This window comes from Pseudomonas sp. DY-1, assembly GCF_003626975.1.
Lineage (GTDB): Bacteria > Pseudomonadota > Gammaproteobacteria > Pseudomonadales > Pseudomonadaceae > Metapseudomonas.
Genome location: NZ_CP032616.1, coordinates 1,385,847 through 1,407,661, shown reverse-complemented (window position 1 = coordinate 1,407,661; position 21,815 = coordinate 1,385,847). Strand labels below are relative to the sequence as shown.

Sequence of the window (21,815 nt, the reverse complement as noted above, 5' to 3'; positions counted from 1 at the left end):
CTGGCCGTGAGCCCAAGATGACAACAACTGCCGAACTCCCAGAACTGCCCGTAGAGGCCCCTCGCAAAGGGCGCAAGAACAACCCGGAGAAAACCCGCGAGAACATCCTCCAGGCGGCCATCGCCGAGTTCGTCCAACAGGGCCTTTCCGGCGCTCGGGTCGACGCCATTGCCGAGCGCATGCACACCTCCAAACGGATGATCTACTACTACTTCGGCAGCAAGGAGCAGCTCTATGTCGAGGTACTGGAGAAGCTCTACGGCGACATCCGTCGCACTGAAGGCAAGCTTCACCTGGCCGAGCTCGAACCGCGCGAGGCTATCCGCCGGCTGGTGGAGTTCACCTTCGACCACCACGACCGCAATGTCGATTTCGTCCGCATCGTTTCCATCGAGAACATCCACTACGGCGAGTACGTCAAACAGTCCAACGCCATTCGCTCCATGAGCACCAACATCCTCGACGCCATGGGTGAAATCCTTCAGCGCGGCCAGGCCGAAGGGCTGTTCCGTCCTGGCATCCAGCCCCTGGACCTGCATCTGCTGATCAGTTCCTTCTGCTTCTACCGGGTCTCCAACCGCAACACCTTCGGCCAGATCTTCCAGATCGAGCTGGCGGACGACGAGGTCAAGGCGCGGCACAAGGAGATGATCTGCGAGTCGGTTCTGCGCTACCTGCAGGCGTGACCGGCTCTCCCGCGAGGGAAAGTCCCGCCAGGTAGCCGAAGGTCATTCCCGGCCCCAGGGTGATTCCACCGCTGGGATAATGCCCGCCCATCACGCTTGCCATGTCGTTACCCACCGCATAGAGACCGGGGATGATCGATCCCTGGTCGTCCAGCGCCCGCGCCGAGGCATCGGTGAGCAGGCCGGCGAAGGTGCCGAGACTACCGGGCACCAGCTTCACGGCATGGAACGGACCTTTCTCCAGCGCGCCCAATGATGGGTTGGGCCCATGCAGCGGTTCACCCTGGGCCTGGTTGTAGGCGGAGGCGCCGCGTTGGAATTCCGGGTCCACCCCGTGAGCGGCGTTGGCATTGAATGCTGCCACCGTCGCTTGCAGTTGTTCCCCGTCGATGCCGCAGAGCTTCGCCAGTTCGATGAGGCTGGCGGCCTTCTTCAGGTAGCCGCTGCGCACATGGTGGCCGATGGGGAAGGGGAAAGGCCGAGCGCAGCCGATACCGTAACGGCGCTGCGCGCGCTGGTCGCAAATCAACCATGCCGCAGGTTCTTCTCCGGCTGGCGTTGCGCGGAACAAAGCGTTCATGAAGTCGTGGTAGGAGTCGGCTTCGTTGGTGAAGCGCCGGCCATCATTGCGAACGGCGATGAAGCCCGGTTTGGCCCGCTCCATCAGGTGCGGGAAGCCACTGATGCTGCCGTCCTTGCGTGGTACACGCGACACTGGCGTCCAGGCAGCCGGGCTGGCCAGTTGGTCTGTGGCCCGGGCACCCATGCTTTCACCCAGACGCAGGCCATCGCCGGTATTGGTTGCCGGTGCGGCGGACAGGTGCTCGTGGCCAAACAGCCGGCCGATACGCTGGCGGTCGTGAGGAAAACCACCGCACGCCAGTACCACGCCTCGACGCGCCATCACGTTCACCCGGCGCCCCTCCAGTTCCAGCTCCGCTCCAGCGACCCGTTGCCCAGCCCACAGCAGGCGCATGGCGGCAGCCCCTGTTTCCAGGTGGACGCCCAGGTCGAGGGCGCTGCGTAGCAGGCGCGCCACCAGGGCGTTGCCATTGACCAGATGCAGCCCCCGGCCGTGCAGCAGGCAATCGCGCCAATGCCGGAATAGCCGACCGGCGACATAGAGGGCGGAACGCGGAGAGCGGCCGGCGTTGAGGAAGTGCGCAAGGTCCGCGCCGCCCGCGATGCCCATGCCGCCCGGGCTGATCAGGTCCAGTGGTGGACGCAGTGCATCCAGCCACGGGCCCAGTAGGCGACCGTCATAGGGCAGGGCGCAGAGGGAGCGGCCACCGCGCACCGCGCCGGGGGAATCGTGCATGTCCGGCATGCGGCTGCCGGAATAGAACTGGACCTGGGTACTGCGTTGGAAGAACTCGACCATCTCCGGGCCGTGCTGGAGAAATGCCAGCTGGCGTTCGTCCAGTTCTTCGCTGCCCAGTTCCGCACGCAGGTAGCTTTCGACGGCCTGCGCGCTGTCGTCCGCGCCTTCTGCCTTGGCCAATGGGTTGCATGGAATCCACAACCAGCCCCCGGACCAGGCGCTGGTGCCCCCAAACTGGTGGGTCTTCTCTGCCACCAGCACGTCCAGTCCATGATGGGCGGCGGTAACCGCCGCCGCGAGTCCCGAGGCGCCGGAGCCGATCACCAGCACATCGCAGTGGCGTTCGGTCATGGTGTTCATTGCAGCGGCGAAAAACCGGTGGGGCGCATCAGGCGCGAGTCCAGATGCACCACGGCATCCAGCTCCTTGTTCAGTCTGCCGAACTCGGCCCAGCGCGGGTCGGCGGCCATCTTCGCCCGGCGCTCGATACGCTCGTCCAGGCTCTCGTAGGCCCAGATGTGCACCACCTGGTTGGCTTCGCCGAACTCGGTGGTGAAGAAGCCGACCAATTTGCCCAGATGCTCGGTCTGCAGTTCCAGGCAATGGCTGCGGTAGAGCGCCAGCCAGTCGGCCAGCTTGGTGGGTTTGATGGTGTAGGTACGCAGTTCGTAGTACATGGCGTTGTCCTCAGACTGTGGATTTCAGGTGTTCGGCGATATGGCGGGCGGCGAGGTAGCCGAAGGTCAGGCCCGGGCCGAGGGTGATGCCGGGGCCCGGGTAGGTGCCGTCCATGATCGAGTTCATGTCGTTACCGGCGGCGTAGAGGCCTGCGATGGGGTTGCCCTGATGGTTCAGCACATTGGCGTTGGCGTCGGTGACCAGACCGCGCGCCGAACCGAGGTCGCCGGTATGCACGCGCACGGCGTACCAGGGCGCGCGGGTCAGCGGCGCCAGGCAGGGGTTGGGCGCGTGGTGCGGGTCGCCGAGGGACTGGTTGTAGCTGCTGGCACCCTTGCCGAACTGACGATCCTGGCCGGTGCGGGCGTCCTCGTTGTACCGCGCGAGTGTCGCGGCCAAGCCCTGCGGGTCGACGCCGATTGAGCGGGCAAGGGCTTCAGGCGAGTCGGCCCGGAACAGGTAGCCGGCTTTCTCCAGGGCGCCGTTGTTCACCGGACTCGGTCGGGCCAGGCCCATGCCGTAGCGGCTCATGGCCTGTGAATCGCAGATCAGCCAGCAGGTCGCCAGGCCTTCCTGGTGCATGGCCTGGACGAAGCTGTGGTAGGAGTCCGCTTCGTTGGTGAAGCGCTGCCCCTTGTCGTTCACCGCGATGATCCCGGGCTTGGCGCGGTCGGTGACCAGGTGTGGGAACCGCTCCAGCTCACCGTTCGGCCGGCGCAACCGCGATACCGGTGCCCAGAAGAAGCTGGAGGCCATGTCCGCGCCGGTAGCGGCATTCACCTGTTCTCCCAGACGAAGCGCCGCGCCGTCGTTGCCGGCTGGGGACATGCTCAGGTGCTCGGTGCCGGTTGCCGGGCGAAAGCGGGCGGCCAGTTCACCGGCTGCGAAGCCTCCCATGGCGCAGACCACGCCGCCTCGGGAGCGTACTTCGACCGGACGGCCATCCTTGAGCAGACGAACGCCAACCACCCGGCCTGATTCGATCACCAGCGACTCGGCGCTGCTTCGCAGCCAGAGCTCCACGCCCTTTTCGAAGGCCGTGGTGGCCAGCCGCGCGATCATCGCGTTGCCTACGGTCAAGCGGGTGCCACGGTCATGACCGAGTCTGTCCAGGCCGTAGCGGGCCAGCAACTTCAGGCAATGCCAGAGGGATCGGGGCGAACGGCGGAAACTGAGGAAGTGCTGGATATCGATGCGGTTCACCATCATGCCACCGAACAGCAACATGCCTTCCGGCGGGCGACGCAGGTCCTTGAAGTGCGCTCCCAGGCGGCGGCCGTCGTACTCCACCATTTCCAGGGCGCGTCCACGGTCCGTAGCGCCGTCTTCCAGCGGGTAGTAGTCCGGCGAGAAGGGGCGCAGGGCGTAGGCCAGTTCGGTGTTGTGCTCAAGAAAACGCAGTGCTTCGCGGCCGTGGCTGATGAAGGCGTCCACCAGTTCCGGCCGATAGCCGCTTCCGATGGTCTGCTTCAGGTAGGTCCGAATGGCCGCGGCGCTGTCTTGCACTCCCGCAGCGCGGGCCTGGTCGCTGTCGAAGATCCATACGGCGCCACCGGAAATGGCCGAGGTGCCGCCGAACTGGGGCGTCTTTTCCAGCATCAGCACGCTGAGTCCCTTGCAGGCTGCAGTCGTTGCCGCTGCAAAGGCAGCTGCGCCGCTGCCCAGCACCACCAGGTCCCAGGTGCCCGCCAGATTCTCGGCGGGAGGAGTTTTCACGGCAGTGTTCATGGCGGCCTCCTCAGGCGTCCTGGGGCATCACGCCCATGTGCGCGCCCAGGTTGCCCATTTGCGCGCGCGCCATTTCCGGGCCGGTCTGGATTCGGCAGCCGAGCCTGCGGGCCAGCTCCAGCAGCGGTGTAACCACCGGGCTGGTCACCACATCCGCCACCAGGGCGGTAGGGGATAGGGTTTCCAGCAACATGCCGGGCAGGGGCATTTCGCCGGTGCCGCCCATGCCCACGGGCGTGGCATTGGCCACCAGGTCGAAGGCTTCAAGGTTGTCGTAGCGGTTGCCGATCACGATTTGCGGAAACGCATCGCGCAAGTGCTTTGCCAGCGCCTCAGCGCGGGGTTGGTCGAGGTCGGCGATCACCAGTTGGCGCACGCTTCCTTCGCACAACGAGTAGGCGATGGCGGCGCCGACACCACCGGAGCCCACTACCAGAACGCGTTGCCCGGCTGGCTGGAAACCGTGGGCGCGAGCGGCCTTGAGAAAGCCTTCGCCATCGACGTTGTCGCCCAGCAGGCGCCCATCGGCTTCGCGACGGATCACGTTTACCGAGCCCAGGGCAGCCGCACGAGGGCTGAGCTGGTCGAGTTGACTGGCCAGGACCTGTTTATAAGGCACGGTGACGACGCAACCTCGCAGGTTCTTCCAGCCACGCAGGGACTGGATGAAAGCGGCCAGGTTCTGCTCCGTCATATCTACGGCGATCATCGCCAGGTCCTGGTCGTTCTCGGTGAACCAGGCGTTGAAGTTTTCCGGCGATTTCACTTGAGCGATGGGGCTGCCGATGATGGCCACCAGTTCGGTCGAACCACGAATCATGCTGATCTCCTGGGCTTGTTGTTGTGCCGGCAGTATTGCCAGCGCCCAGGGAGCGGCCAATGAAACAGAAGGGCGTTTCGGTTGTTTATCGCAGTGACGCTGCGATAATCGCGCCGACAGGCGAAATCAGCTGACTGGTTTCCTTGCAGGGTGCGCTGCGCGCACTGCAGCTTCCAAGCGGGGTTACGGTGCGCACGGCGCACCCTGCGCAAAGGCATATCAAGCGGACAGGAGAGTGGGCATGAAGGTGCCGGTCATACACCAGCGGGACCTGATCGCCGGGCTGCAGAAGGGCCTGGCGCTGATGCAGCTGTTCAGTGCCGATCATCCGCGTCTCAGTGTGCCGGAAGCGGCGGCAATGTCCGGGCTGACTTCCAGCGCCGCGCGGCGTTTCCTGCTGACTCTGGTGCATGACGGCTTCGCCGAAACCGATGGTCGCCATTATTGGTTGACCGCCAAGGCCCTGCGCGTAGGCCAGGCCTATGTGGATTCAGCGCAGCTGCCGCGCATGCTGCGGCCTATCGTCGAACAGGTGGCACGGACTACTCAGGAGCACGTTTCCGTGGGGCTGCGCGATGGCGACGATATCGTGCATATCGTCCGGAGCCGGTACAGCCACATCGCCTCCCTGTCGATTCGTCCCGGATCGCGCATGCCCATGTACTGCACGGCAAGCGGGCGTATCTGGCTGGCATCGTTTTCTGCAGGGGAACTGGAGGCGTACTTCGCACGAGTCGCGCTGCGCCAACTGACGCCCTTCACCCGTACCGGTATGGACGAGCTCAAGGCGGAGCTGAGCAAAGTCGCTGCCCAGGGCTACGCCGTGGTGGACCAGGAGTACGAGGCGGGTATGTGCGTGCTGGGGGTGCCGCTGACCAATCGCAAGGGTGAGCTGAAGGCCAGCCTCACCATTACCACCCACGCGTCACGCATGAGTGGCGACGAGATGCGCCAGCGATATCTGACACCTCTGTACGAGGCGCAGGCACTGCTGAAGCCAGTGCTGGATTGAAGATTACGGGCGTTGTGGGGGCGAGTTCATTCGCGAGTGAATTCGCTCCCACAGAGAACAGACGACATGGATATCGCTGTTCACGCCCACCACCAGGGCGGTGGAGGGTTGAGTTCGTAGGGTGCACCGTGCGCACCCTACAGGAGGATGGATCAGGCGTTCATGCTGGCGAAGTGCGCCATCATCCGGTCGGCATCCGCGCCACGGCCGCTAATAAGCTCGAAGGCTTTTACGGCCTGGAATACCGCCATGGTGCCGCCATCCAGGGTGCGGCAACCGATGGCGCGGGCATCGCGCAGCAATTCGGTTTCCAGCGGGAAATAGATGATCTCCGCTACCCACAGCTCGGGGCGCAGCAGTTCTGCCGGAACCGGGGTGCCCGGCAGCTTGGCCATGCCGATGGGGGTGGTGTTGACCAGGCCGTCTGCCTCGGCCATGGCATTGGCCAGGTCCGTGCCGAGGGCCGCGCGGCCGGCGCCGAAATGCTGGTTGAGGCTGTCGACCAGGGCCTGGCCACGGACGACGTCCACCTCGAACAGGGTCAGGCGTTCGACACCTTCGGCAAGCAGGGCATGAGCCACCGCGGAACCCGCACCACCCGCGCCCATCTGTACCACTTGGCGGCGCGCCACATCCGGCAGGCCACGGCGGAAACCTTCGCCGAATCCCAGGCAGTCGGTGTTGTGGCCGACACGCTTGCCATCCTTCAGGACCACGGTGTTCACCGCGCCGATACCCGCGGCCTCGGGAGAGAGCTCATCCAGCAGGGGGATGATCGCCTGTTTGCAGGGGAAGGTAATGTTCAGGCCGGTGTAGCCCATGCGCTGGGCGGCATCGAGCAGGTCGGGGAGGGCGCTGATGTCCAGTTTTAGCTGATCCAGGTCGATCAGGCGATACAGGTAGCGGATGCCCTGGGCGTCGCCTTCATGCTCGTGCATGGCTGGGGTGCGGGAGGCCTGGATACCTGCGCCGATGAGGCCGGCGAGGACCGATTGATTGTGCTGGGACATGATGCTCAACCCTTGGAGAACAGTTGGCCGAAGTGCTGGAGTGCCAGGGAGTATCCCTGGCTGCCGAGACCGCAGATCACACCGACGGCGATGGCGGAAACGAAGGAGTGGTGACGGAACTCCTCGCGCTTGTGCACGTTGGAGAGGTGTACCTCGATCACCGGCAGTTCGCTGGCCACCAGGGCATCGCGCAGGGCGACCGAGGTGTGGGTCCAGGCTGCGGGATTGATGACGATGCCGGCGCAACGGCCCCGAGACTGGTGGATCCAGTCGATCAGTTCGCCTTCGTGGTTGGTCTGGCGGAAGTCCACCTCGAAACCCAGCCCGGCTGCCGTGCGGCTGCACTGGGCGGCGATGTCGGCGAGGGTTTCATGGCCGTAGGTGGCGGGCTCACGGGTACCGAGCATGTTGAGGTTCGGGCCGTTGAGAACCAGGACAGTGCGGGTCATTACAGCGGTATCTCCATTGTTGTTCTGGCCCGGCAGCGAGCCGGGGAAAGATGCAAATGAAAATGTACTAACCAGTTAATTCCGTCAATTTTCCGTAGCGTGTTTCGTGCGGTTATCGGACGGGAATACGGCTACTCTCTTTGTCCCAGCCTGAAGCGCTGGAACTTACGACCACCTGCAAGGAGCACAAGGCCGTGTTCGAGCCATACCTGACTGAATGGAACCTGACTCCCGACGGCGAACCCATCCATACGCCCGGCAGCGACCTGTTACCCGTGCGCTTTGATGGATTGCCGGCGATGCTGAAAGTCGCGCGGGACAGCGAAGAAAAAGTCGGCGCACAGGTGATGCGCTGGTGGGATGGCGACGGCGCGGCGCGGGTATATCGGCTCGAGAGCGATGCCCTGTTGATGGAGCGGGCCACCGGCCCCGGATCGTTGATGCGCATGGCCCTGGGCGGTTGTGACGACGAGGCCAGTCGCATTGCTTGCGCGACCATCGCGCGACTACATGCGCCAAGACCCGCTTCCGCACCGGAGCTGGTCACTTTGGAAGAGTGGTTCCGCTCACTGTGGCCGGCAGCGCGGCGACAGGGCGGGCTGTTCGGCGAAGCGGCCGGCGTTGCCCGTGAACTGCTGGGTTCACAGCGTGATGTGGTGGTGCTGCACGGCGATATCCATCACGAGAACGTGCTCGATTTCGGTGAGCGTGGTTGGCTGGCCATCGATCCGAAGCGGGTCATCGGTGATCGCGGCTACGACTACGCGAACCTGATCTGCAACCCCGAGCTGGCCACCGTCGTACAGCCTGCACGCTTCGCTCGCCAGATCGAGGTAATCGCCGAGGCGTCAAGCCTGGGCCGGCAGCGGCTGTTGCGCTGGGTGCTGGCCTATGCGGGGCTCTCAGCAGCCTGGTTTCTGGAGGACGGCGATGCCGAATCTGCAGAGTCCGACATGCGTGTGGCGCGGCTGGCTGTCGAGGCGCTCGGCGGTTGAACGCGTACTTCGCGAATGAATCTCCCACAAGAAGCACGCCCTCCTGTAGGCGCGATTTCAATTGCGAAAGGATGCGCAGCATCCCTAGCCTTGGCGCCGCTCCAGCATGTCCTGGATTTCCTGGGCAGCGCCCCGGGTACGACGGGGCTGCGTTGATGGCCAGGAGCCGCCGGCTGGCCTCCGGCCGAGACTGGAACAGCGCTTGCCGGTCCAACCCATCGTCCAACTTGCGCAGCGGGCCGGGGGGCAGAGTGGAAAACAGCCGGCTTTGGATGTCGAGCTGGGTCAGCTCGGACTTCAGACTGAGGTTGCGGCGTAGCTGGAAGCCGACGCTTGTAGCCCGGATTTCACCCGGGCTACAAGTGGCTTACACGTCAACGGCGAGTGATCACCACCTCCACGTATTCGCTGGGCACGATCAGCGAATCCGGCCCGGCGCGGTTGTAGCGCTCGAGCAGCTCGGTCAGGTCACGCTCCAGAGCTTCGGCGCCATCGGCGGGGAGGGCGGCGAAGGCCTTGTGCACCGGGCCGTACCAGGTCCGGAAGACTTCCAGGAAATGGGCTGCCGACTGGTAGCGGAAGTTGAACAACCGCCGCGCTACCGAAATCTCGCGGGCGCTGTGGTCGAACAGCTCACGCAGGTGGCTCTCCACGCCCCAGAGCGAGGGTGGCTGCACACCGGGTGGAGGCGGCAGGTGGCGCCCCAGTGTCTTGAACACCTGGCCGATGAAACCGTCCGGCGTCCAGTTGGCCAGACCGATGCGCCCACCGGGACGACAGACCCTTGCCAACTCGGAAGCCGCCTTGGTCTGGTCGGGGGTGAACATCACCCCGAAGGTGGACAGCACCACGTCGAAGCTGGCGTCAGGAAAGGGCAGGTTCTCGGCATCGGCGGCCTGGAAGTTCACCTCCAGCCGCTCGGCGCGGGCACGCTCCTCGCCGCGTTCCAGAAGGGCCGCCACATAGTCGGTGGAGGTCACCCGGCCGCCTCGGCGCGCGGCTGCCAGAGTGGCATTGCCATTGCCGGCCGCAACGTCCAGTACGGTCTCGCCGTGGCGCAGGTCGCAGGCTTCGGCGAGCAGTTCGCCGACCAGCTGCAGGGTGGTTCCGATGACGGCGTAGTCGCCGCTGGCCCATGAGGCCATTTGCTTGCTCTTCAGTGCATTCAGATCAATTGCAGAAGTCATTTCGGGGCTCATTCGGCTGTGGTCGGATCGATGGTCGAGCTGATGCGGGAGATGCGGCTGACGGGGAATCCGCCACGCTGGGCGTGTTCGCGGATAAGTCCCTCGTCGTTGGCGATGTAGACGCAGTACAGCTTGTCGTCGGTGACGTAGCTCTGGACCCACTGCACCTCTGGTCCGATTTCTTTGAGTACCCGGCAGGACTTCTGCGATATGGCTTTGAGGTCTCGTTCCGTGAGTTTTCCAGCTTCCGGTATCTCTCTTTCTATGAGGAACTTGGGCATGGGGACCTCTGTTTTCTTGGTTTTTTGGGTGTTGCAGACACGCCTTGGGTACAACGGGCAGCAAGGACGTGCTGGCAAAACTATCCGCCTCAAATGGGACACAGTCCTGTCCGAGCGTCGGCAAGGTCTGCTTGATCGTCCGCACAGAGCCATTTATCCGACGAAACGCTGCGTGTTCCCGCGACCGACCAGAATTTCAGAACTGCGGCTGGAGGTGAGGGCTGATGGACGCTCTGTCGGAAACGCTGCGCGTCGTCCATCTGGTCGGCGCCATCTTCATCAATGCACGGTTCAGCGCGCCCTGGTGCTACCAGTCACCCCGTGCCGATACGGTTGCTCCGCTTTTGGAACCGGGCGCCGAACGCGTGGTGATCTTCCACCTGATCACCGAAGGTGAGTGCTTTGTCGAAATCGGCCAGGAACAGCCTGTCCGTCTCTCGGCAGGTGACGTGGTGCTGTTTCCCAAGGGCGATGCCCATCGCATGACCTCCCAACCCGGCTTGCCGCCGGCCAAGGGGGGAAGGCTGGACGAAGTGCTGGCGCGTCGCCCTCGGCAATTGGCTTATGGCGGCGGTGGGGCGATCACGCGACTGGTCTGCGGCTACCTGGCCTGCGATGCAAGGCTGGCGGACATCCTGCTGGCCGGGCTGCCCTCGTTGGTGCGCGTCAACGTGCGTGACTCCAGCGCCGGGCCCTGGCTGGAAGCGTCGGTACGCTACGCGCTGACGGAAGCCAAATCGCCCCGTCCAGGCGGCGAGGGTGTGCTGGCCAAGCTGGCCGAAGTGCTGTTCATCGAAGTCCTGCGCCTGTACATGAACGAGCAGGCCGCTGGACGTACCGGCTGGCTGGCGGGACTGGGGGACCGGATAGTCGGATCGGCACTGACGGCCTTGCACCAATGCCCGGCCCAGGCCTGGACCCTGGAGGAACTGGCACGTACCGCCGGCACGTCGCGCTCAGTGCTTGCCGAACGCTTCCAGCTATTGGTGGGCAGCTCACCCATGCAGTACCTGACCCAGTGGCGCATGCTCCTGGCCGCCAATCTCCTCAGCCGCAGCAACGCCCCGCTGGCGCGTATCGCCGAGGATGTCGGCTACCAGACCGACACAGCCTTCAGCCGTGCCTTTCGCCGGGAATTCGGTGCGCCGCCGGCCGCCTGGCGGCGAAACCGGGCCAGGGGCGTGGCGACGGGTTAGGAGATCACTCCATGACCGCGTGAGTGTCCGGCGGGCCGGATGTTATCGGCGGCTTGCGCAGAAGCAGGAGCAAGGGCAAGGAGGCGAGGGTGATGAACATCATCAGGCGGAAGTCCTGCAGGTACGCGAGGATGGATGCCTGGCGAGTCACTTCCATATTCAGCGCCACCAACCCGGCTGGGCTGGACAGGTCGATGGCGCCACTTTCGGTCGCCTGGGTCAGGGCCTGGTTGAAAGGCGTCATGAAGTCGCTGAAGGCGGCGTGGTTGATCTGCGTGCGCTGGGCGAGATAGCTGATCACCAGGGAGATGCCGATACCGCTGCCGACATTGCGCATCAGACTGAACAGCGCGGTGCCCTCGTTGCGGTAGCGCGGCGCCAGGGTGGAGAAGGTCAGGGTCGACAGCGGCACGAAGATCAGGCCCAACCCGAAGCCCTGGACCAGGCCGCTTCGGACGATGGCGAAACTGCTGACTTCAGCGGTGAACTGGGTCATTTCCCACAGTGACAGGGCGGTGAGCAACAGGCCCAGTCCGATCATTCCACGTGGGTCGAAACGGCTGATCAACCGACCCACCAGCATCATCGCGGCCATGGTACCCAGGCCACGCGGCGCGATCAGGTTGCCGACATCCAGCACCGGATAGCCCATGAGGTTCTGCATGAATGGCGGCAGTAGGGTCATGGTGGCGAACAGCATGATGCCCACCATGAAGATGAACATCAGGCCGATGCTGAGGTTGCGATCGCGGAACATCGCCGGGTCGATGAATGGTTCGCGGTGGGTCAGTACATGGACGACGAATAGATAGAGCCCAAGTCCCGCCAGCACCGCCTCGATGAGGATTTCAGGGCTGTGGAACCAGTCCTGGGATTCCCCCCGGTCCAGCATCAGTTGCAGGGCGCCGATGGCCAGGGCGAGCAGCGCGAATCCGAGCAGGTCGAAACGGCGCTCCCGCTCGATCGGGGTCTCCTTGAGAAAGGCGGTCAGGCCGAACCAGGCCAGCAGGCCGAAGGGCAGGTTGATGTAGAACACCCAGCGCCAGTTGTAGTACTCGGTGAGCCAGCCGCCGAGGCTGGGTCCGAGGATGGGACCGACCATCACCCCCACGCCCCAGATGGCCATGGCCGAACCGTGTTGCTCGGTCGGGTAGGTGTCGAGCAGGACGGCCTGGGACAGCGGCACCAGGCTGGCGCCGAACACGCCCTGGAGCAGACGGAACAGGACGATCTGCTCCAGGCTCTGGGCCGCGCCACAGAGCATCGACGCAATGGTGAAACCGACGATGGACCACATGAACAGCCGCTTGCGGCCGAAGCGTGCGGCGATGAAACCGGTCAGCGGCATGCAGATGGCAGCAGCAACGATGTAAGACGTCAGCACCCAGCTGATCTGGTCCTGGGTCGTGCCCATGCTGCCCTGCATATGCGGCAGGGCGACGTTGGCGATGGTGGTGTCCAGCGCCTGCATGATGGTGGCCAGCATCACTGAGAGAGTGATCAGCCAGCGGTGCGAACCGGCGTCGCGGGAGTGGGTCGCCTTCATGGTGATCAGGGCAGCAGGCTGGCGAGGCTGCGGTGGTGGCCGGTATCGATCTCCACCACCGCACTGAGGCCGGCGCGTAGCGGTGGCTGCTGGGCGTCGGGTCGCAGGTGGATGCGCACGGGTACCCGCTGCGCCACCTTCACCCAGTTGCCGGTGGCGTTCTGCGCTGGCAGTACCGAGAACTCCGAACCGGTGGCCGGACTCAGGCTTTCCACTTCGCCGTGCCAGGTGGCGTCCGGGTAGATGTCGAAGCGCACATCGACCGGTTGGCCGGGGCGCACGTAGGTCAGGTCCTTCTCGGGGAAGTTGGCTTCCACCCAGAGATTGTCATCCACCACCAGGGTCATGGCGGTATTGCCGGCACTGATGTACTGGCCAGGTTGCGGCACCTTGCTGATGCTCCCGGCGAGCGACGCGCGCACTTCGGAGCGTTGCAGGTCCAGGCGCGCCTGTTCCAGCTCGGCCTGGGCGCTGAGGTAGCTCGGGTGTTGCTCCACCGGCAGTGCCGGGCTGCCGCCGAGGTTCTCGGCGATGCGCTTTAGATCGTGCTCGCGGGCGTCGATTTCTTGCGCGGCGATCTGGGTGGCCTGGCGCGATTCGTCGAGCCTTGCCGGGGAGAGATAGCCTTTCTGCGCGAGGTTCGCCTGGCGCTGCAGGTCTTTCTCGGCGTAGGCGTGACGGGTACGGGCCAGGGCCAGTTCGGAGGATTTTTCCTGGTAGCTGGCTTTCAGCGCGGCGAGGTCGGTACGTACCTGTGCCAGGCGCGCCTCGGCCCGGGCAACGGCGATGCGGAAGCTTGCCGGGTCGATACGGAATAGCAGCTGCCCGGCACTCACCCTATCGTTCTCGCGGGTCAGCACCTCGGTGATGGTGCCGGATACATCGGCGCTGATCGGCACCTTGTCAGCCTTGGCATAGGCGTTGTCGGTTTCGACAAAGCGTCCACCGTGGAGATAGGCGGCCAGTCCCAGGCCTACGGCAAGAACAGGGGCGACGCCCATCAGCAACAGGCGTTTGCCGCGGGAGTTGGTGGCGGCCGCTGCGTCCTGTTCGGGAACGATGACCGTGTGGGTGTTCATGGCGTTGCGCTTCCTTTGGAAATCAACGGGAAGAAAGGTTGCTGCGCATCTTGCGCAGGGCGCTGGAGAGCGCGGCCGTTTCGGCTTCGCTGAAGCCATCCAGCGCCACGGCGAGCATCGCCGCACCCGCGGTGCGGATGTCGTCCAGGGCCTTGTCGGCCCGCGGGCGCAGATACAACCGATAGGCGCGGCGGTCGTCCGGGTCGGGGCGTCGTTCCACCAGTTCGGCTTGCTCCAGTTGATCCAGCAGGCGGGCAAGGGTGATGGGTTTGACCTCCAACTGGTCGGCCAGCTCGACCTGGCGACAACCTTCGTTGCGCGCGACATGTGCCAGGGCGCGGGCTTGGGCAAGGGTGAGGCTGCTGCCAGTGATGTGCTGCTCGAAGGAGCGGCGCATCAGGCGGGAAGCATCGGCCAGGAGGAAGCCGATGCTCTCTTCGAGGCGGGGCATGATGTGGGGTCCATATAATAAGCGGTGCTTACTATATGGGTGCGAGCCAGGCGCCGTCAAAATCGCGATGAGCGCTGCGATTGAACTGTGTGAGCGAATTCATTCGCGAATGGACGCGAAGCAACCCGGTCCCTCTGGCAGCCCTTCGGACTGCATCGCGAATGAATTCGCTTTCAAGAAGATTTCGAGGCGGGATTCAGCCGTGCCTTGCGCGGCTCGCCTGCACCACTCGGTGGGCCGGCACCTTCAGCTGTGCAAGCAGGTACTCGGCGAACTCGGGCGAGAAGGGCTGCTGGGCGATGGCCCGCTCCATGCAGCCCAGCCAGGCGCCGCTGAGGGATTCGTCGATGGGCCACTGGGCGTGGAAGGAGGGTATCGAAATGGACCCGTATTTCTCGCTGAAGAGCTTCGGGCCGCCCAGCCAGCCGCTGAGGAAACAGGCCAGCTTGTCGCGGGATTGCTCCAGACTATCCGGGTGCAGGCGACGCAGGTCGGCGGCTTCCGGCAGCTCGTCCATCAGCCGGTAGAAGTCGTCCACCAGGCGTCGCAGGCCGTCGATGCCACCAGCGGCCTGGTAGGAAGCATCGCCGTTGCCGAAGAGGGGAGTGTTGCTCATGGTGGGTAGCCGTCAGGAAATCCGGGTCGGCATCATACCCGCCGCGCCACGGGAAGTCCGTCCGGTTGGTCGTCTCGTTGTTCGAGGAACTCGGTGGGTTCGGTGCCATTGGCGTTGAGCTGGAAGATGCGCGAAGGCCGCCCCTCGGTATCGAAGAACACCTGGCCGAGACCTGCGGAGTTCCACAGCCGTTCGCCGGCCTTGCTGTGTTCCGGCGTGCGCGGCATCACCTTCATCGGGCGCCGCTTGGTGAACCAGTTCAACGGAGAACGCGGCGAGTAGAGCCAGCGGTTGAGGCGGTCGAATACATCCAGCAAGCGCCTTGGAAACTCGTTCTTGATGCCGCTGCTGGTGATCTGCCAGATCTTCGGGCCTTGCTGGCGATGGCGGATCAGCACTTCATAGACGAAGGAGTAATGCACGTCGCCGGACAGGATCACGTAGGACCCCGGTGTGCGCGAGTGGCGGAAGATATTCAGGATCACCTGGGCCGCGCCACGGTGGGCCATCCAGTTTTCCGCATCCACCAGCAGTGGTTGGCCGAAGGCGCTGAAGACCCGCTGGACCGTCTCGATCAACTTGACCCCGAAGACCGGCGCCGGGGAGACGATGATCGCCGATGGATGATCCAGCAGTTCCTGTTGCAGTTCGCACAGGGCCTCCCAGTCCAGCAGGCCGGATGGGCGCTGGAGGTCGATCTCGCTGCGCCAGCGGCGGGTCCGGGTGTCCAATACCACCAGCGCCGGTGTCGTGGGCATCACGTACTGCCAGTGGTTGAAGGTGATCAGGCGGTCGATCAGCCCGTCCAACGCCGTGCTGTCGAGATGATTGTCGTCGGCGGCGGTGGCGGCCAGTGCCTCGGCCTTGTCCAGCACCTCGCTGAACGCCCTGGGGTCGTTGCCCCAGCCTTGACACAGCATGTAGGCAACCAGCGCATTGCCGATGATGCGCTTGGAGAAGGGGTGGCCGTAGGCGGTCAGCTCCCACTGTGCAGACAGGTTCCAGTCGTCGGTGATGTCATGGTCGTCGAAGATCATCAGGGTCGGCAGGTGGGCAAACACCCTCGCGACGCCCGGCAGCCCAGCGCGGAAATCGACCAGTCGGGTTTCTTCCAGGCGATAGCGATCGATTTTCCCGGCGTCCAGCGGGGGCATCTGCGGTTCCACAAGTTCCCAGGGCACCGGCGACCAGACCAGCAGGTACATGGCCATGACTTCGGCCAGGGTCACCAGATGATTTTCCGCATTAGCGCTGGTGAAGATGGGCTTGCGCGCGCCGCCGAAGAAACGTTCGCGCAGGGTTTCGTTGCTCTCCAGCGCGGGCAACAGGTCCGCCCGGTGGTAGTAGCAGGCGGCATGGCCGTACAACGCCGCGCTGTCGCTGACGATCGCCCCCTCCAGCCTCTCGTCGAACAGGCCAAGCCGCGCGATCAGTTGATGGATGGCGCGCAGCATCGGACCGGCCACATCATCGGTATAGACCTGGTCCCCGCTGAGCATCAGCAGGGCGGGGCGCTGCTCGGGTTTCGGGTCGGCTGCCAGCAGGCGGTCGGCGCAGAGCAGGCCGTCGTTGGCCGGGAAGTGCGGCTTGCGGCAAGAGCCGTGAAGCAACTGGTCGATACGCGATCGCAGGACGAAGCTCGGCGTTGTTGCGTGCTCATGGACCAGGTGCGGCGCCCAATGGCCGATGCCGTCGTCGTCGATCAGAAGGTCGTAGTCGATCTGCTGGTCGAGGGGCAGGGAGATTTCCAGTCGCAGGTCGATCAGGTGCAGGAAGGCATGACGGCCGAAAGGAATCACCCGGCAGCAGTCTTCGCCCAGCGGATACTCGACGCCACCGTCCACGGATAATCTCAGCACCGGCGAGAGCCTGCGCGAACCGACCAGCCAGAACACCAGCCGACGGGCTTCGATGCGGCGCAGCATGGGGCCGGCGAGGACGATGGGGAGATTTGCCTGGAGGGAGACTGCGGACATCGGTTTGACGGGCCTGGACGAGGGGGCGCAACAGGATACCGCGAGTGACGGCGGGCTCCGAAACGGCTTGAAAAAAACTCAGGCGAGTAGTGCGTTTAAATCAATTGGCAGTTTCTGCCAGGACTTCTAGCATCCTCGAATCATTCCCGCTGGCGTCACGGAGCCGCCAGCCGCCCAGCCCTGATGGAACGGCCTGCCCACGGAGGCAACCATGCTTCAGGTACCGCTTGTTGGCCGAATGACATTCGTCTTCCCAGGCACGCCCCCCGAAGCCCATTCAGGCGCGCCCTGATCCATCCCTTTTCCCTGCCTTTACTTCCGGGGCCGCGGTATCGCCCTGGCGAACCGCGCATGCCCGCGCAGACGGGCACCTGTCCTGATGAAAACCAACGGGAGGCGATATGGCCCTCACCCTGAAGATCAATGGCGCTGAGCACAGCGTCGATGTCGATCCCGATACGCCGCTGCTCTGGGTACTGCGCGACGTGCTGGGCATGACTGGAACCAAGTTCGGCTGCGGAATGGCCCTGTGTGGGGCGTGCACCGTACACATGAATGGTGCGGCAGTACGCTCCTGCGTGATGCCGGTCAGCAGTATGGTCGGTGCGGAAATCACCACCATCGAAGGCATCGGCGCAACCGACGCCGGCAAGCGTATACAGGAGGCATGGCTGGCCAAGGAAGTGGTGCAGTGCGGCTACTGCCAGTCGGGACAGATCATGTCGGCGAGCGCGCTGCTGGCGACCAACCCCAATCCCGGCGACGCGGAAATCGATGGCGCGATGTCCGGGAACATCTGTCGCTGCGGAACCTATCTGCGCATCCGCGAAGCCATCAAGGTTGCGGCCCAGGCACAACCTGCCAAAGGGGAGGGCGCAGCATGAACGATCTCTTCCTGCCTGGCCTCAGCCGCCGGGGATTTCTCAAGGCCAGCGCCGCTGCAGGTGGTGGCCTGCTGATCAGTTTCACGCTGCCGGGGTTGATGGGGTTTGCCGAGGCCGCCGATGGAGACTTCAGCCCCAACGCCTACATTCGCATCGATCGCAGCGGCAAGGTGACGTTCATCATCCAGCCGGTGGAAATGGGGCAGGGCACCTACACCTCGATGCCCGCGCTGATTGCCGAGGAGCTGGAGGTGTCGCTCGATCAGGTCGTGATCGAACACGCTCCGGCCGACGACAAGCGCTACGCCAACCCCATGCTGGGTTTCCAGGTTACCGGCGGCTCGACTTCGATACCCGCCAACTGGATACCCCTGCGCCAGGCCGGCGCCACTGCGCGCACCCTGCTGGTGACAGCAGCCGCGCAGCAGTGGTCGGTGCCGGCAGGGAGTTGCAAGGTCGAGAACGGCGTCGTGGTCCACCCGGACAGCGGTCGCAAGCTCGGCTACGGGGAATTGGCAGACGCTGCCGCCAAGCTGCCGGTTCCTGGTGAGGTACCGCTCAAGGACCCGGCGCAGTTCAAGCTGATTGGTACCCCTGCCAAACGCACAGATGGTCCCGCCAAAGTCACGGGCAGGGCCATGTTCGGCATCGATGCCCGCCCCGAGGGGGTGAAGGTTGCCGCGATCACCATCTGCCCGATCATCGGCGGCACCCTGGCCGAGGTGGACGACGCCCCTGCCATGGCGGTCAAGGGCGTGCACAAAGTGGTGCGTACCAAGGATGCGGTGGCAGTGATCGCCGACCACACGGGTGCGGCACGCAAGGGCTTGGCGGCGCTGCAGATCAAGTGGAATGAAGGCGAGAATGGCAAGGTTTCCAGCGCCGATATGCTTAAGAACATCGCCGAAGCCTCAAAGGCCGAAGGCGTGAAAGTGCGCGCCGAAGGAGACGTGCCGGCTGCCATGGCCAAGGCGACGAAGAAGGTCGAGGTGGTTTACCAGGTACCGTTCCTCGCCCATGCCTGCATGGAGCCGGTCAACTGCACGGCACACGTGCGCAAGGATGGTTGCGACCTCTGGCTGGGCATTCAGGTGCCGGCGCGGGCCAAGACGCTGGCGGCGCAGCTTACCGGCCTGCCCGAAGAGTCTGTGCAGGTACATAACCAGCTGCTGGGCGGCGGTTTCGGTCGGCGACTGGAAACGGACTTCGTCGGCCATGCGGTGGAAGTCGCCAAGCAGGTGGACTACCCGGTGAAGGTCATCTACTCCCGCGAGGAAGACATTCGCCACAGTAGCCTGCGGCCTTTCCACTACAACCACCTGTCCGCTGGCCTCGATGAGCAGGGGCATCCCATTGCCTGGAGCCACAAGGTCACCGGCGGGTCCATCATCGCGCGCTGGGCGCCGGGCCTATTCAAGAACGGTATAGATGGCGATGCCGCGCGCGATGCCTGTGGCCCCTACGGCTTCCCTAACCTTGCGGTGCACTACGTGCGCCACGAACCACCCAAGGGCATTACCCCGGCTTTCTGGCGCGGTGTTGGCCACACCCAGAACTGCTTCATGGTGGAAGGCTTCCTCGACGAGCTGGCGGTAATGAGCAAGATCGATCCGTTCACGTACCGCTACCCGTTGCTGGAGAAACATCCGCGTGCGGTGAAGGTGCTGGAAACCCTGAGGGAGAAATCCGCCTGGGATTCGCCGCTACCGGCCGGCAAAGGCCGTGGCGTCGCGCTGACCTACTGCTTCGGCACCTATGCCGCGCAGGTTGCGGAAGTCAGCGTGGATGCCAACGGAATGGTGACCGTGAACAAGGTCATCTGCGTGGTGGACTGCGGCATTCCCATCAACCCGGACACCGTGGTCGCGCAGATCCAGGGCGGCACGGTCTTCGGCCTGACGGCGGTGCTGTTCGGCAACATCACCTTCAAGGACGGCCGGGTGGAGCAAGGCAACTTCGACAGCTACCGCCTGCTGCGCCTCAACGAGGTGCCGCCCATCGAGACCCACATCATCAACAGTGGCGAGTCGCCGGGTGGCCTGGGTGAGGTGTCCACCGTGGTCATCGCCCCGGCGGTGGTCAATGCCATCTTTGCCGCCACCGGTAAGCGCCTGCGCACCCTGCCCGTCGATCCGGCGCAGTTGAAACCGGCCTGACGGGGCAGGTAAGCGTCAGCCCACCGCAGAGGTAAAGGTATCTGGCAGGTAACGAAGCCCAACAACCCCAAATCGGGTCGTTGGGCTTCGTAGCACTCAGCCTGTGCTTCTCGTTAGTTCGTCTCCTGGCTTGCAAAAAACTCAACCAGTCGCGGTCTTTATATCGTTTGTCGGGCTCCCGCCCGATGTCGACCATAGCCTCAGTCCAGAGCCGTTCACGCGGCTGAAAACAACAGGAGGTCGACATGAACCCACTGCCATCCCTCTGGGGAGACGCCAGCCCCTCACGCCTGCTTGGCTCCCGCCACATCGCCACTGGCGAACTGGTATTCCCTGCGCTGCCCGGCCATTCGCCGCTGGCCAACCAGTACCGCACCGAGACGCTGGCCGGCGAAGGTGAGCTGTACAGCTTCACCATCATCCATCCGGGCCCCAAGAGCGGCCTGGAGCCATTCGCCCTGGGCTACCTGGACCTCGAAGGGCCGATGCGCCTGTTCGGCCGTATCACCGGCGGCGAGCGTCCGGTGATCGGTGCCAGCTACCGCATCCTGCCCGATGAAACCTATGGCTATGTGTTCGAATCCGTGGAGGCCCGCCAATGAGCCAGATGCATGTAATGGGCGGTGCCATGACCCGCTTCGGCCGCCACCAGGGCGTGATGGCGCCAGAGCTGGCCCAGCAGGCGATCATCAAGGCCGTCGCTGATTCGGGCCTCGCGCTGAAAGACATCCAGGCGATCTACTGCGCCAACGTCCTTGGCGGCATGATCCTCGGCCAGGTGATCCTGCGCGATCTCGGCCTGGACGGCATCCCCGTCTACAACGTCGAGAACGCCTGCGCCAGCGGTGCCACCGCCGTGCACCTGGCACGTCATGCGCTGCTGGCCGGGCAGTACGAGCGCGTGCTGGTGTTTGGCATCGAACAACTGACCCAGTTGGGTGGCGGCACCATTCCGCTGCAGCGCAACGACGAGAAGACCGACCTCTATGCCAAGGCCGGCATGGTGCTGCCGGCGGTCTACGCCATGCGCGCCACCCGCTTCATCCACGAGCGCGGCGCCAGCCCAGCCGACCTCGCCCGTGTGGCGGTGAAGAATCGCCATCACGGCTCCCTCAATGAGTACGCCCAGCAGCGCACCGGAGTAACCCTGGAGGAGGTGCTGGGCTCGCGCATGATCGCCGACCCGCTGACGCTGTTGCAGTGCTGCCCGTCCCAGGTGGACGGCGCCGCCGCCCTGGTGCTCGGCAACAAGCCGGGCCCCCATGCCAGGGACGTGCGCGTGCTCGGCTCCATCGTCGTATCCGGCCTGCGCGAGGGTGCTCGTGACGACATCCTCGACGCAGAAATCACTGCTCGCGCTGCTCGCCAGGCCTACGAGCAGGCTGGCGTCGATCCGCGCGACGTGGGCGTGGTTGAGCTGCACGACGCCTTCACCATCGCCGAGCTCCTCTACTACGAAGCCTTGGGGCTCGCGCCCCACGGCGAAGCGGTCGCGCTGCTGCATTCCGGTGCTACCGCGCTCGGCGGCCGGGTGCCGGTGAACCCCAGTGGCGGCCTGCTCGCCAAGGGGCACCCGTTGGGTGCCACCGGCGTGGCGCAGATGGTCGAGCTGATGTGGCAGTTGCAGGGCCGTGCCACCGGCCGCCAGGCCGATAACCCGCGCATTGGCGTTGCCCAGTGCACCGGTGGCGGCATCGCTGGCGTGGACCATGCCGCGTCCTCCGTTCACGTACTGGGGGTGTGA

Annotated in this window: 21 protein-coding genes; 8 read left to right on the top strand and 13 right to left on the bottom strand. The window is 64.5% G+C overall.

Annotated elements, in window-relative coordinates:
- Nucleotides 1–17: 17 nt before the first annotated feature.
- Complete coding sequence (locus tag D6Z43_RS06860; protein ID WP_120651235.1) at nucleotides 18–686, top strand: TetR/AcrR family transcriptional regulator; 669 nt, start codon at nucleotides 18–20, stop codon at nucleotides 684–686.
- Here D6Z43_RS06860 and D6Z43_RS06855 read toward each other — a convergent pair.
- The 4 genes from D6Z43_RS06855 to D6Z43_RS06840 are packed head-to-tail and all read right to left on the bottom strand — an operon-like array spanning nucleotide 628 to nucleotide 5,233.
- Entirely contained in the window at nucleotides 628–2,358 is a 1,731-nt protein-coding gene (locus D6Z43_RS06855; protein ID WP_371924351.1) for an FAD-dependent oxidoreductase, read from the bottom strand. The two genes, D6Z43_RS06860 and D6Z43_RS06855, sit on opposite strands and share 59 nt — an antisense overlap.
- A 5-nt stretch (nucleotides 2,359–2,363) precedes the next feature.
- Complete coding sequence (locus D6Z43_RS06850) at nucleotides 2,364–2,684, bottom strand: NIPSNAP family protein (protein ID WP_120651233.1); 321 nt, start codon at nucleotides 2,682–2,684, stop codon at nucleotides 2,364–2,366.
- A gap of 10 nt (nucleotides 2,685–2,694) precedes the next feature.
- Nucleotides 2,695–4,413, bottom strand: a complete 1,719-nt coding sequence (locus D6Z43_RS06845) for an FAD-binding protein (RefSeq protein WP_120651232.1) — start codon at nucleotides 4,411–4,413, stop codon at nucleotides 2,695–2,697.
- A gap of 10 nt (nucleotides 4,414–4,423) precedes the next feature.
- Nucleotides 4,424–5,233, bottom strand: coding sequence for a shikimate dehydrogenase (locus D6Z43_RS06840; RefSeq protein ID WP_120651231.1), 810 nt, complete (start codon nucleotides 5,231–5,233; stop codon nucleotides 4,424–4,426).
- A gap of 241 nt (nucleotides 5,234–5,474) precedes the next feature.
- On the opposite strand from D6Z43_RS06840, the gene D6Z43_RS06835 reads away from it, so the two are divergent.
- A complete protein-coding gene (locus D6Z43_RS06835) occupies nucleotides 5,475–6,245 on the top strand; it encodes an IclR family transcriptional regulator C-terminal domain-containing protein (protein ID WP_120651230.1) in 771 nt (256 codons plus the stop codon).
- 152 nt (nucleotides 6,246–6,397) lie between these two features.
- Here D6Z43_RS06835 and D6Z43_RS06830 read toward each other — a convergent pair whose 3' ends face one another.
- Both D6Z43_RS06830 and aroQ read right to left on the bottom strand, forming a co-directional pair.
- Nucleotides 6,398–7,255 (bottom strand): shikimate dehydrogenase, encoded by an 858-nt coding sequence (locus D6Z43_RS06830; RefSeq protein WP_120651229.1) that lies wholly within the window; start codon nucleotides 7,253–7,255, stop codon nucleotides 6,398–6,400.
- A gap of 5 nt (nucleotides 7,256–7,260) precedes the next feature.
- Nucleotides 7,261–7,704: a type II 3-dehydroquinate dehydratase gene (gene aroQ, locus D6Z43_RS06825; protein ID WP_120651228.1), complete on the bottom strand. Its 444-nt coding sequence runs from the start codon at nucleotides 7,702–7,704 to the stop codon at nucleotides 7,261–7,263.
- A gap of 194 nt (nucleotides 7,705–7,898) precedes the next feature.
- Here aroQ and D6Z43_RS06820 point away from each other — a divergent pair, with 194 nt between their 5' ends.
- A complete protein-coding gene (locus D6Z43_RS06820; protein ID WP_120655205.1) occupies nucleotides 7,899–8,699 on the top strand; it encodes an aminoglycoside phosphotransferase family protein in 801 nt (266 codons plus the stop codon).
- 374 nt (nucleotides 8,700–9,073) lie between these two features.
- On the opposite strand, the gene D6Z43_RS06810 is transcribed toward D6Z43_RS06820, so the two are convergent.
- Together D6Z43_RS06810 and D6Z43_RS06805 are read right to left on the bottom strand one after the other, a co-directional pair.
- On the bottom strand, nucleotides 9,074–9,886 hold the full coding sequence (locus tag D6Z43_RS06810) for a class I SAM-dependent methyltransferase (protein ID WP_120651226.1): 813 nt from the start codon (nucleotides 9,884–9,886) through the stop codon (nucleotides 9,074–9,076).
- Nucleotides 9,887–9,894: 8 nt separating this feature from the next.
- On the bottom strand, nucleotides 9,895–10,167 hold the full coding sequence (locus D6Z43_RS06805) for a DUF4242 domain-containing protein (RefSeq protein ID WP_120651225.1): 273 nt from the start codon (nucleotides 10,165–10,167) through the stop codon (nucleotides 9,895–9,897).
- Nucleotides 10,168–10,391: 224 nt separating this feature from the next.
- On the opposite strand from D6Z43_RS06805, the gene D6Z43_RS06800 reads away from it, so the two are divergent.
- Complete coding sequence (locus D6Z43_RS06800; protein ID WP_120651224.1) at nucleotides 10,392–11,363, top strand: AraC family transcriptional regulator; 972 nt, start codon at nucleotides 10,392–10,394, stop codon at nucleotides 11,361–11,363.
- 4 nt (nucleotides 11,364–11,367) lie between these two features.
- Here D6Z43_RS06800 and D6Z43_RS06795 read toward each other — a convergent pair whose 3' ends face one another.
- The 5 genes from D6Z43_RS06795 to D6Z43_RS06775 form a co-directional block, all read right to left on the bottom strand.
- Nucleotides 11,368–12,909 (bottom strand): DHA2 family efflux MFS transporter permease subunit, encoded by a 1,542-nt coding sequence (locus D6Z43_RS06795; RefSeq protein WP_120651223.1) that lies wholly within the window; start codon nucleotides 12,907–12,909, stop codon nucleotides 11,368–11,370.
- A 5-nt stretch (nucleotides 12,910–12,914) separates the two neighbouring features.
- Complete coding sequence (locus D6Z43_RS06790; RefSeq protein WP_120651222.1) at nucleotides 12,915–13,988, bottom strand: HlyD family secretion protein; 1,074 nt, start codon at nucleotides 13,986–13,988, stop codon at nucleotides 12,915–12,917.
- A gap of 22 nt (nucleotides 13,989–14,010) precedes the next feature.
- Entirely contained in the window at nucleotides 14,011–14,439 is a 429-nt protein-coding gene (locus D6Z43_RS06785) for a MarR family winged helix-turn-helix transcriptional regulator (protein WP_120651221.1), read from the bottom strand.
- A 196-nt stretch (nucleotides 14,440–14,635) separates the two neighbouring features.
- The gene (locus tag D6Z43_RS06780; RefSeq protein ID WP_120651220.1) at nucleotides 14,636–15,055 is read right to left on the bottom strand and encodes a group II truncated hemoglobin; all 420 of its coding nucleotides are present in this window, start codon (nucleotides 15,053–15,055) and stop codon (nucleotides 14,636–14,638) included.
- A gap of 32 nt (nucleotides 15,056–15,087) precedes the next feature.
- Nucleotides 15,088–17,031: an alkaline phosphatase D family protein gene (locus D6Z43_RS06775; protein WP_120651219.1), complete on the bottom strand. Its 1,944-nt coding sequence runs from the start codon at nucleotides 17,029–17,031 to the stop codon at nucleotides 15,088–15,090.
- Nucleotides 17,032–17,432: 401 nt separating this feature from the next.
- On the opposite strand from D6Z43_RS06775, the gene D6Z43_RS06770 reads away from it, so the two are divergent.
- The 4 genes from D6Z43_RS06770 (at nucleotide 17,433) to D6Z43_RS06755 (ending at nucleotide 21,815) form a co-directional block, all read left to right on the top strand.
- Nucleotides 17,433–17,915: a (2Fe-2S)-binding protein gene (locus tag D6Z43_RS06770; protein ID WP_120651218.1), complete on the top strand. Its 483-nt coding sequence runs from the start codon at nucleotides 17,433–17,435 to the stop codon at nucleotides 17,913–17,915.
- Nucleotides 17,912–20,071: a xanthine dehydrogenase family protein molybdopterin-binding subunit gene (locus D6Z43_RS06765; protein ID WP_120651217.1), complete on the top strand. Its 2,160-nt coding sequence runs from the start codon at nucleotides 17,912–17,914 to the stop codon at nucleotides 20,069–20,071. Before D6Z43_RS06770 ends, D6Z43_RS06765 begins: the two co-directional genes overlap by 4 nt.
- Nucleotides 20,072–20,316: 245 nt before the next feature.
- Nucleotides 20,317–20,673, top strand: a complete 357-nt coding sequence (locus D6Z43_RS06760) for a Zn-ribbon domain-containing OB-fold protein (RefSeq protein WP_120651216.1) — start codon at nucleotides 20,317–20,319, stop codon at nucleotides 20,671–20,673.
- On the top strand, nucleotides 20,670–21,815 hold the full coding sequence (locus D6Z43_RS06755) for a thiolase family protein (protein ID WP_120651215.1): 1,146 nt from the start codon (nucleotides 20,670–20,672) through the stop codon (nucleotides 21,813–21,815). Before D6Z43_RS06760 ends, D6Z43_RS06755 begins: the two co-directional genes overlap by 4 nt.

Coding starts and splice junctions, on each gene's coding strand:
- D6Z43_RS06860 (WP_120651235.1), top strand. CDS start 18: ATGACAACAACTGCCGAACTCCCAGAACTGCCCGTAGAGGCCCCTCGC.
- D6Z43_RS06855 (WP_371924351.1), bottom strand. CDS start 2,358: ATGACCGAACGCCACTGCGATGTGCTGGTGATCGGCTCCGGCGCCTCG.
- D6Z43_RS06850 (WP_120651233.1), bottom strand. CDS start 2,684: ATGTACTACGAACTGCGTACCTACACCATCAAACCCACCAAGCTGGCC.
- D6Z43_RS06845 (WP_120651232.1), bottom strand. CDS start 4,413: ATGAACACTGCCGTGAAAACTCCTCCCGCCGAGAATCTGGCGGGCACC.
- D6Z43_RS06840 (WP_120651231.1), bottom strand. CDS start 5,233: ATGATTCGTGGTTCGACCGAACTGGTGGCCATCATCGGCAGCCCCATC.
- D6Z43_RS06835 (WP_120651230.1), top strand. CDS start 5,475: ATGAAGGTGCCGGTCATACACCAGCGGGACCTGATCGCCGGGCTGCAG.
- D6Z43_RS06830 (WP_120651229.1), bottom strand. CDS start 7,255: ATGTCCCAGCACAATCAATCGGTCCTCGCCGGCCTCATCGGCGCAGGT.
- aroQ (WP_120651228.1), bottom strand. CDS start 7,704: ATGACCCGCACTGTCCTGGTTCTCAACGGCCCGAACCTCAACATGCTC.
- D6Z43_RS06810 (WP_120651226.1), bottom strand. CDS start 9,886: ATGACTTCTGCAATTGATCTGAATGCACTGAAGAGCAAGCAAATGGCC.
- D6Z43_RS06805 (WP_120651225.1), bottom strand. CDS start 10,167: ATGCCCAAGTTCCTCATAGAAAGAGAGATACCGGAAGCTGGAAAACTC.
- D6Z43_RS06800 (WP_120651224.1), top strand. CDS start 10,392: ATGGACGCTCTGTCGGAAACGCTGCGCGTCGTCCATCTGGTCGGCGCC.
- D6Z43_RS06795 (WP_120651223.1), bottom strand. CDS start 12,909: ATGAAGGCGACCCACTCCCGCGACGCCGGTTCGCACCGCTGGCTGATC.
- D6Z43_RS06790 (WP_120651222.1), bottom strand. CDS start 13,988: ATGAACACCCACACGGTCATCGTTCCCGAACAGGACGCAGCGGCCGCC.
- D6Z43_RS06785 (WP_120651221.1), bottom strand. CDS start 14,439: ATGCCCCGCCTCGAAGAGAGCATCGGCTTCCTCCTGGCCGATGCTTCC.
- D6Z43_RS06780 (WP_120651220.1), bottom strand. CDS start 15,055: ATGAGCAACACTCCCCTCTTCGGCAACGGCGATGCTTCCTACCAGGCC.
- D6Z43_RS06775 (WP_120651219.1), bottom strand. CDS start 17,031: ATGTCCGCAGTCTCCCTCCAGGCAAATCTCCCCATCGTCCTCGCCGGC.
- D6Z43_RS06770 (WP_120651218.1), top strand. CDS start 17,433: ATGGCCCTCACCCTGAAGATCAATGGCGCTGAGCACAGCGTCGATGTC.
- D6Z43_RS06765 (WP_120651217.1), top strand. CDS start 17,912: ATGAACGATCTCTTCCTGCCTGGCCTCAGCCGCCGGGGATTTCTCAAG.
- D6Z43_RS06760 (WP_120651216.1), top strand. CDS start 20,317: ATGAACCCACTGCCATCCCTCTGGGGAGACGCCAGCCCCTCACGCCTG.
- D6Z43_RS06755 (WP_120651215.1), top strand. CDS start 20,670: ATGAGCCAGATGCATGTAATGGGCGGTGCCATGACCCGCTTCGGCCGC.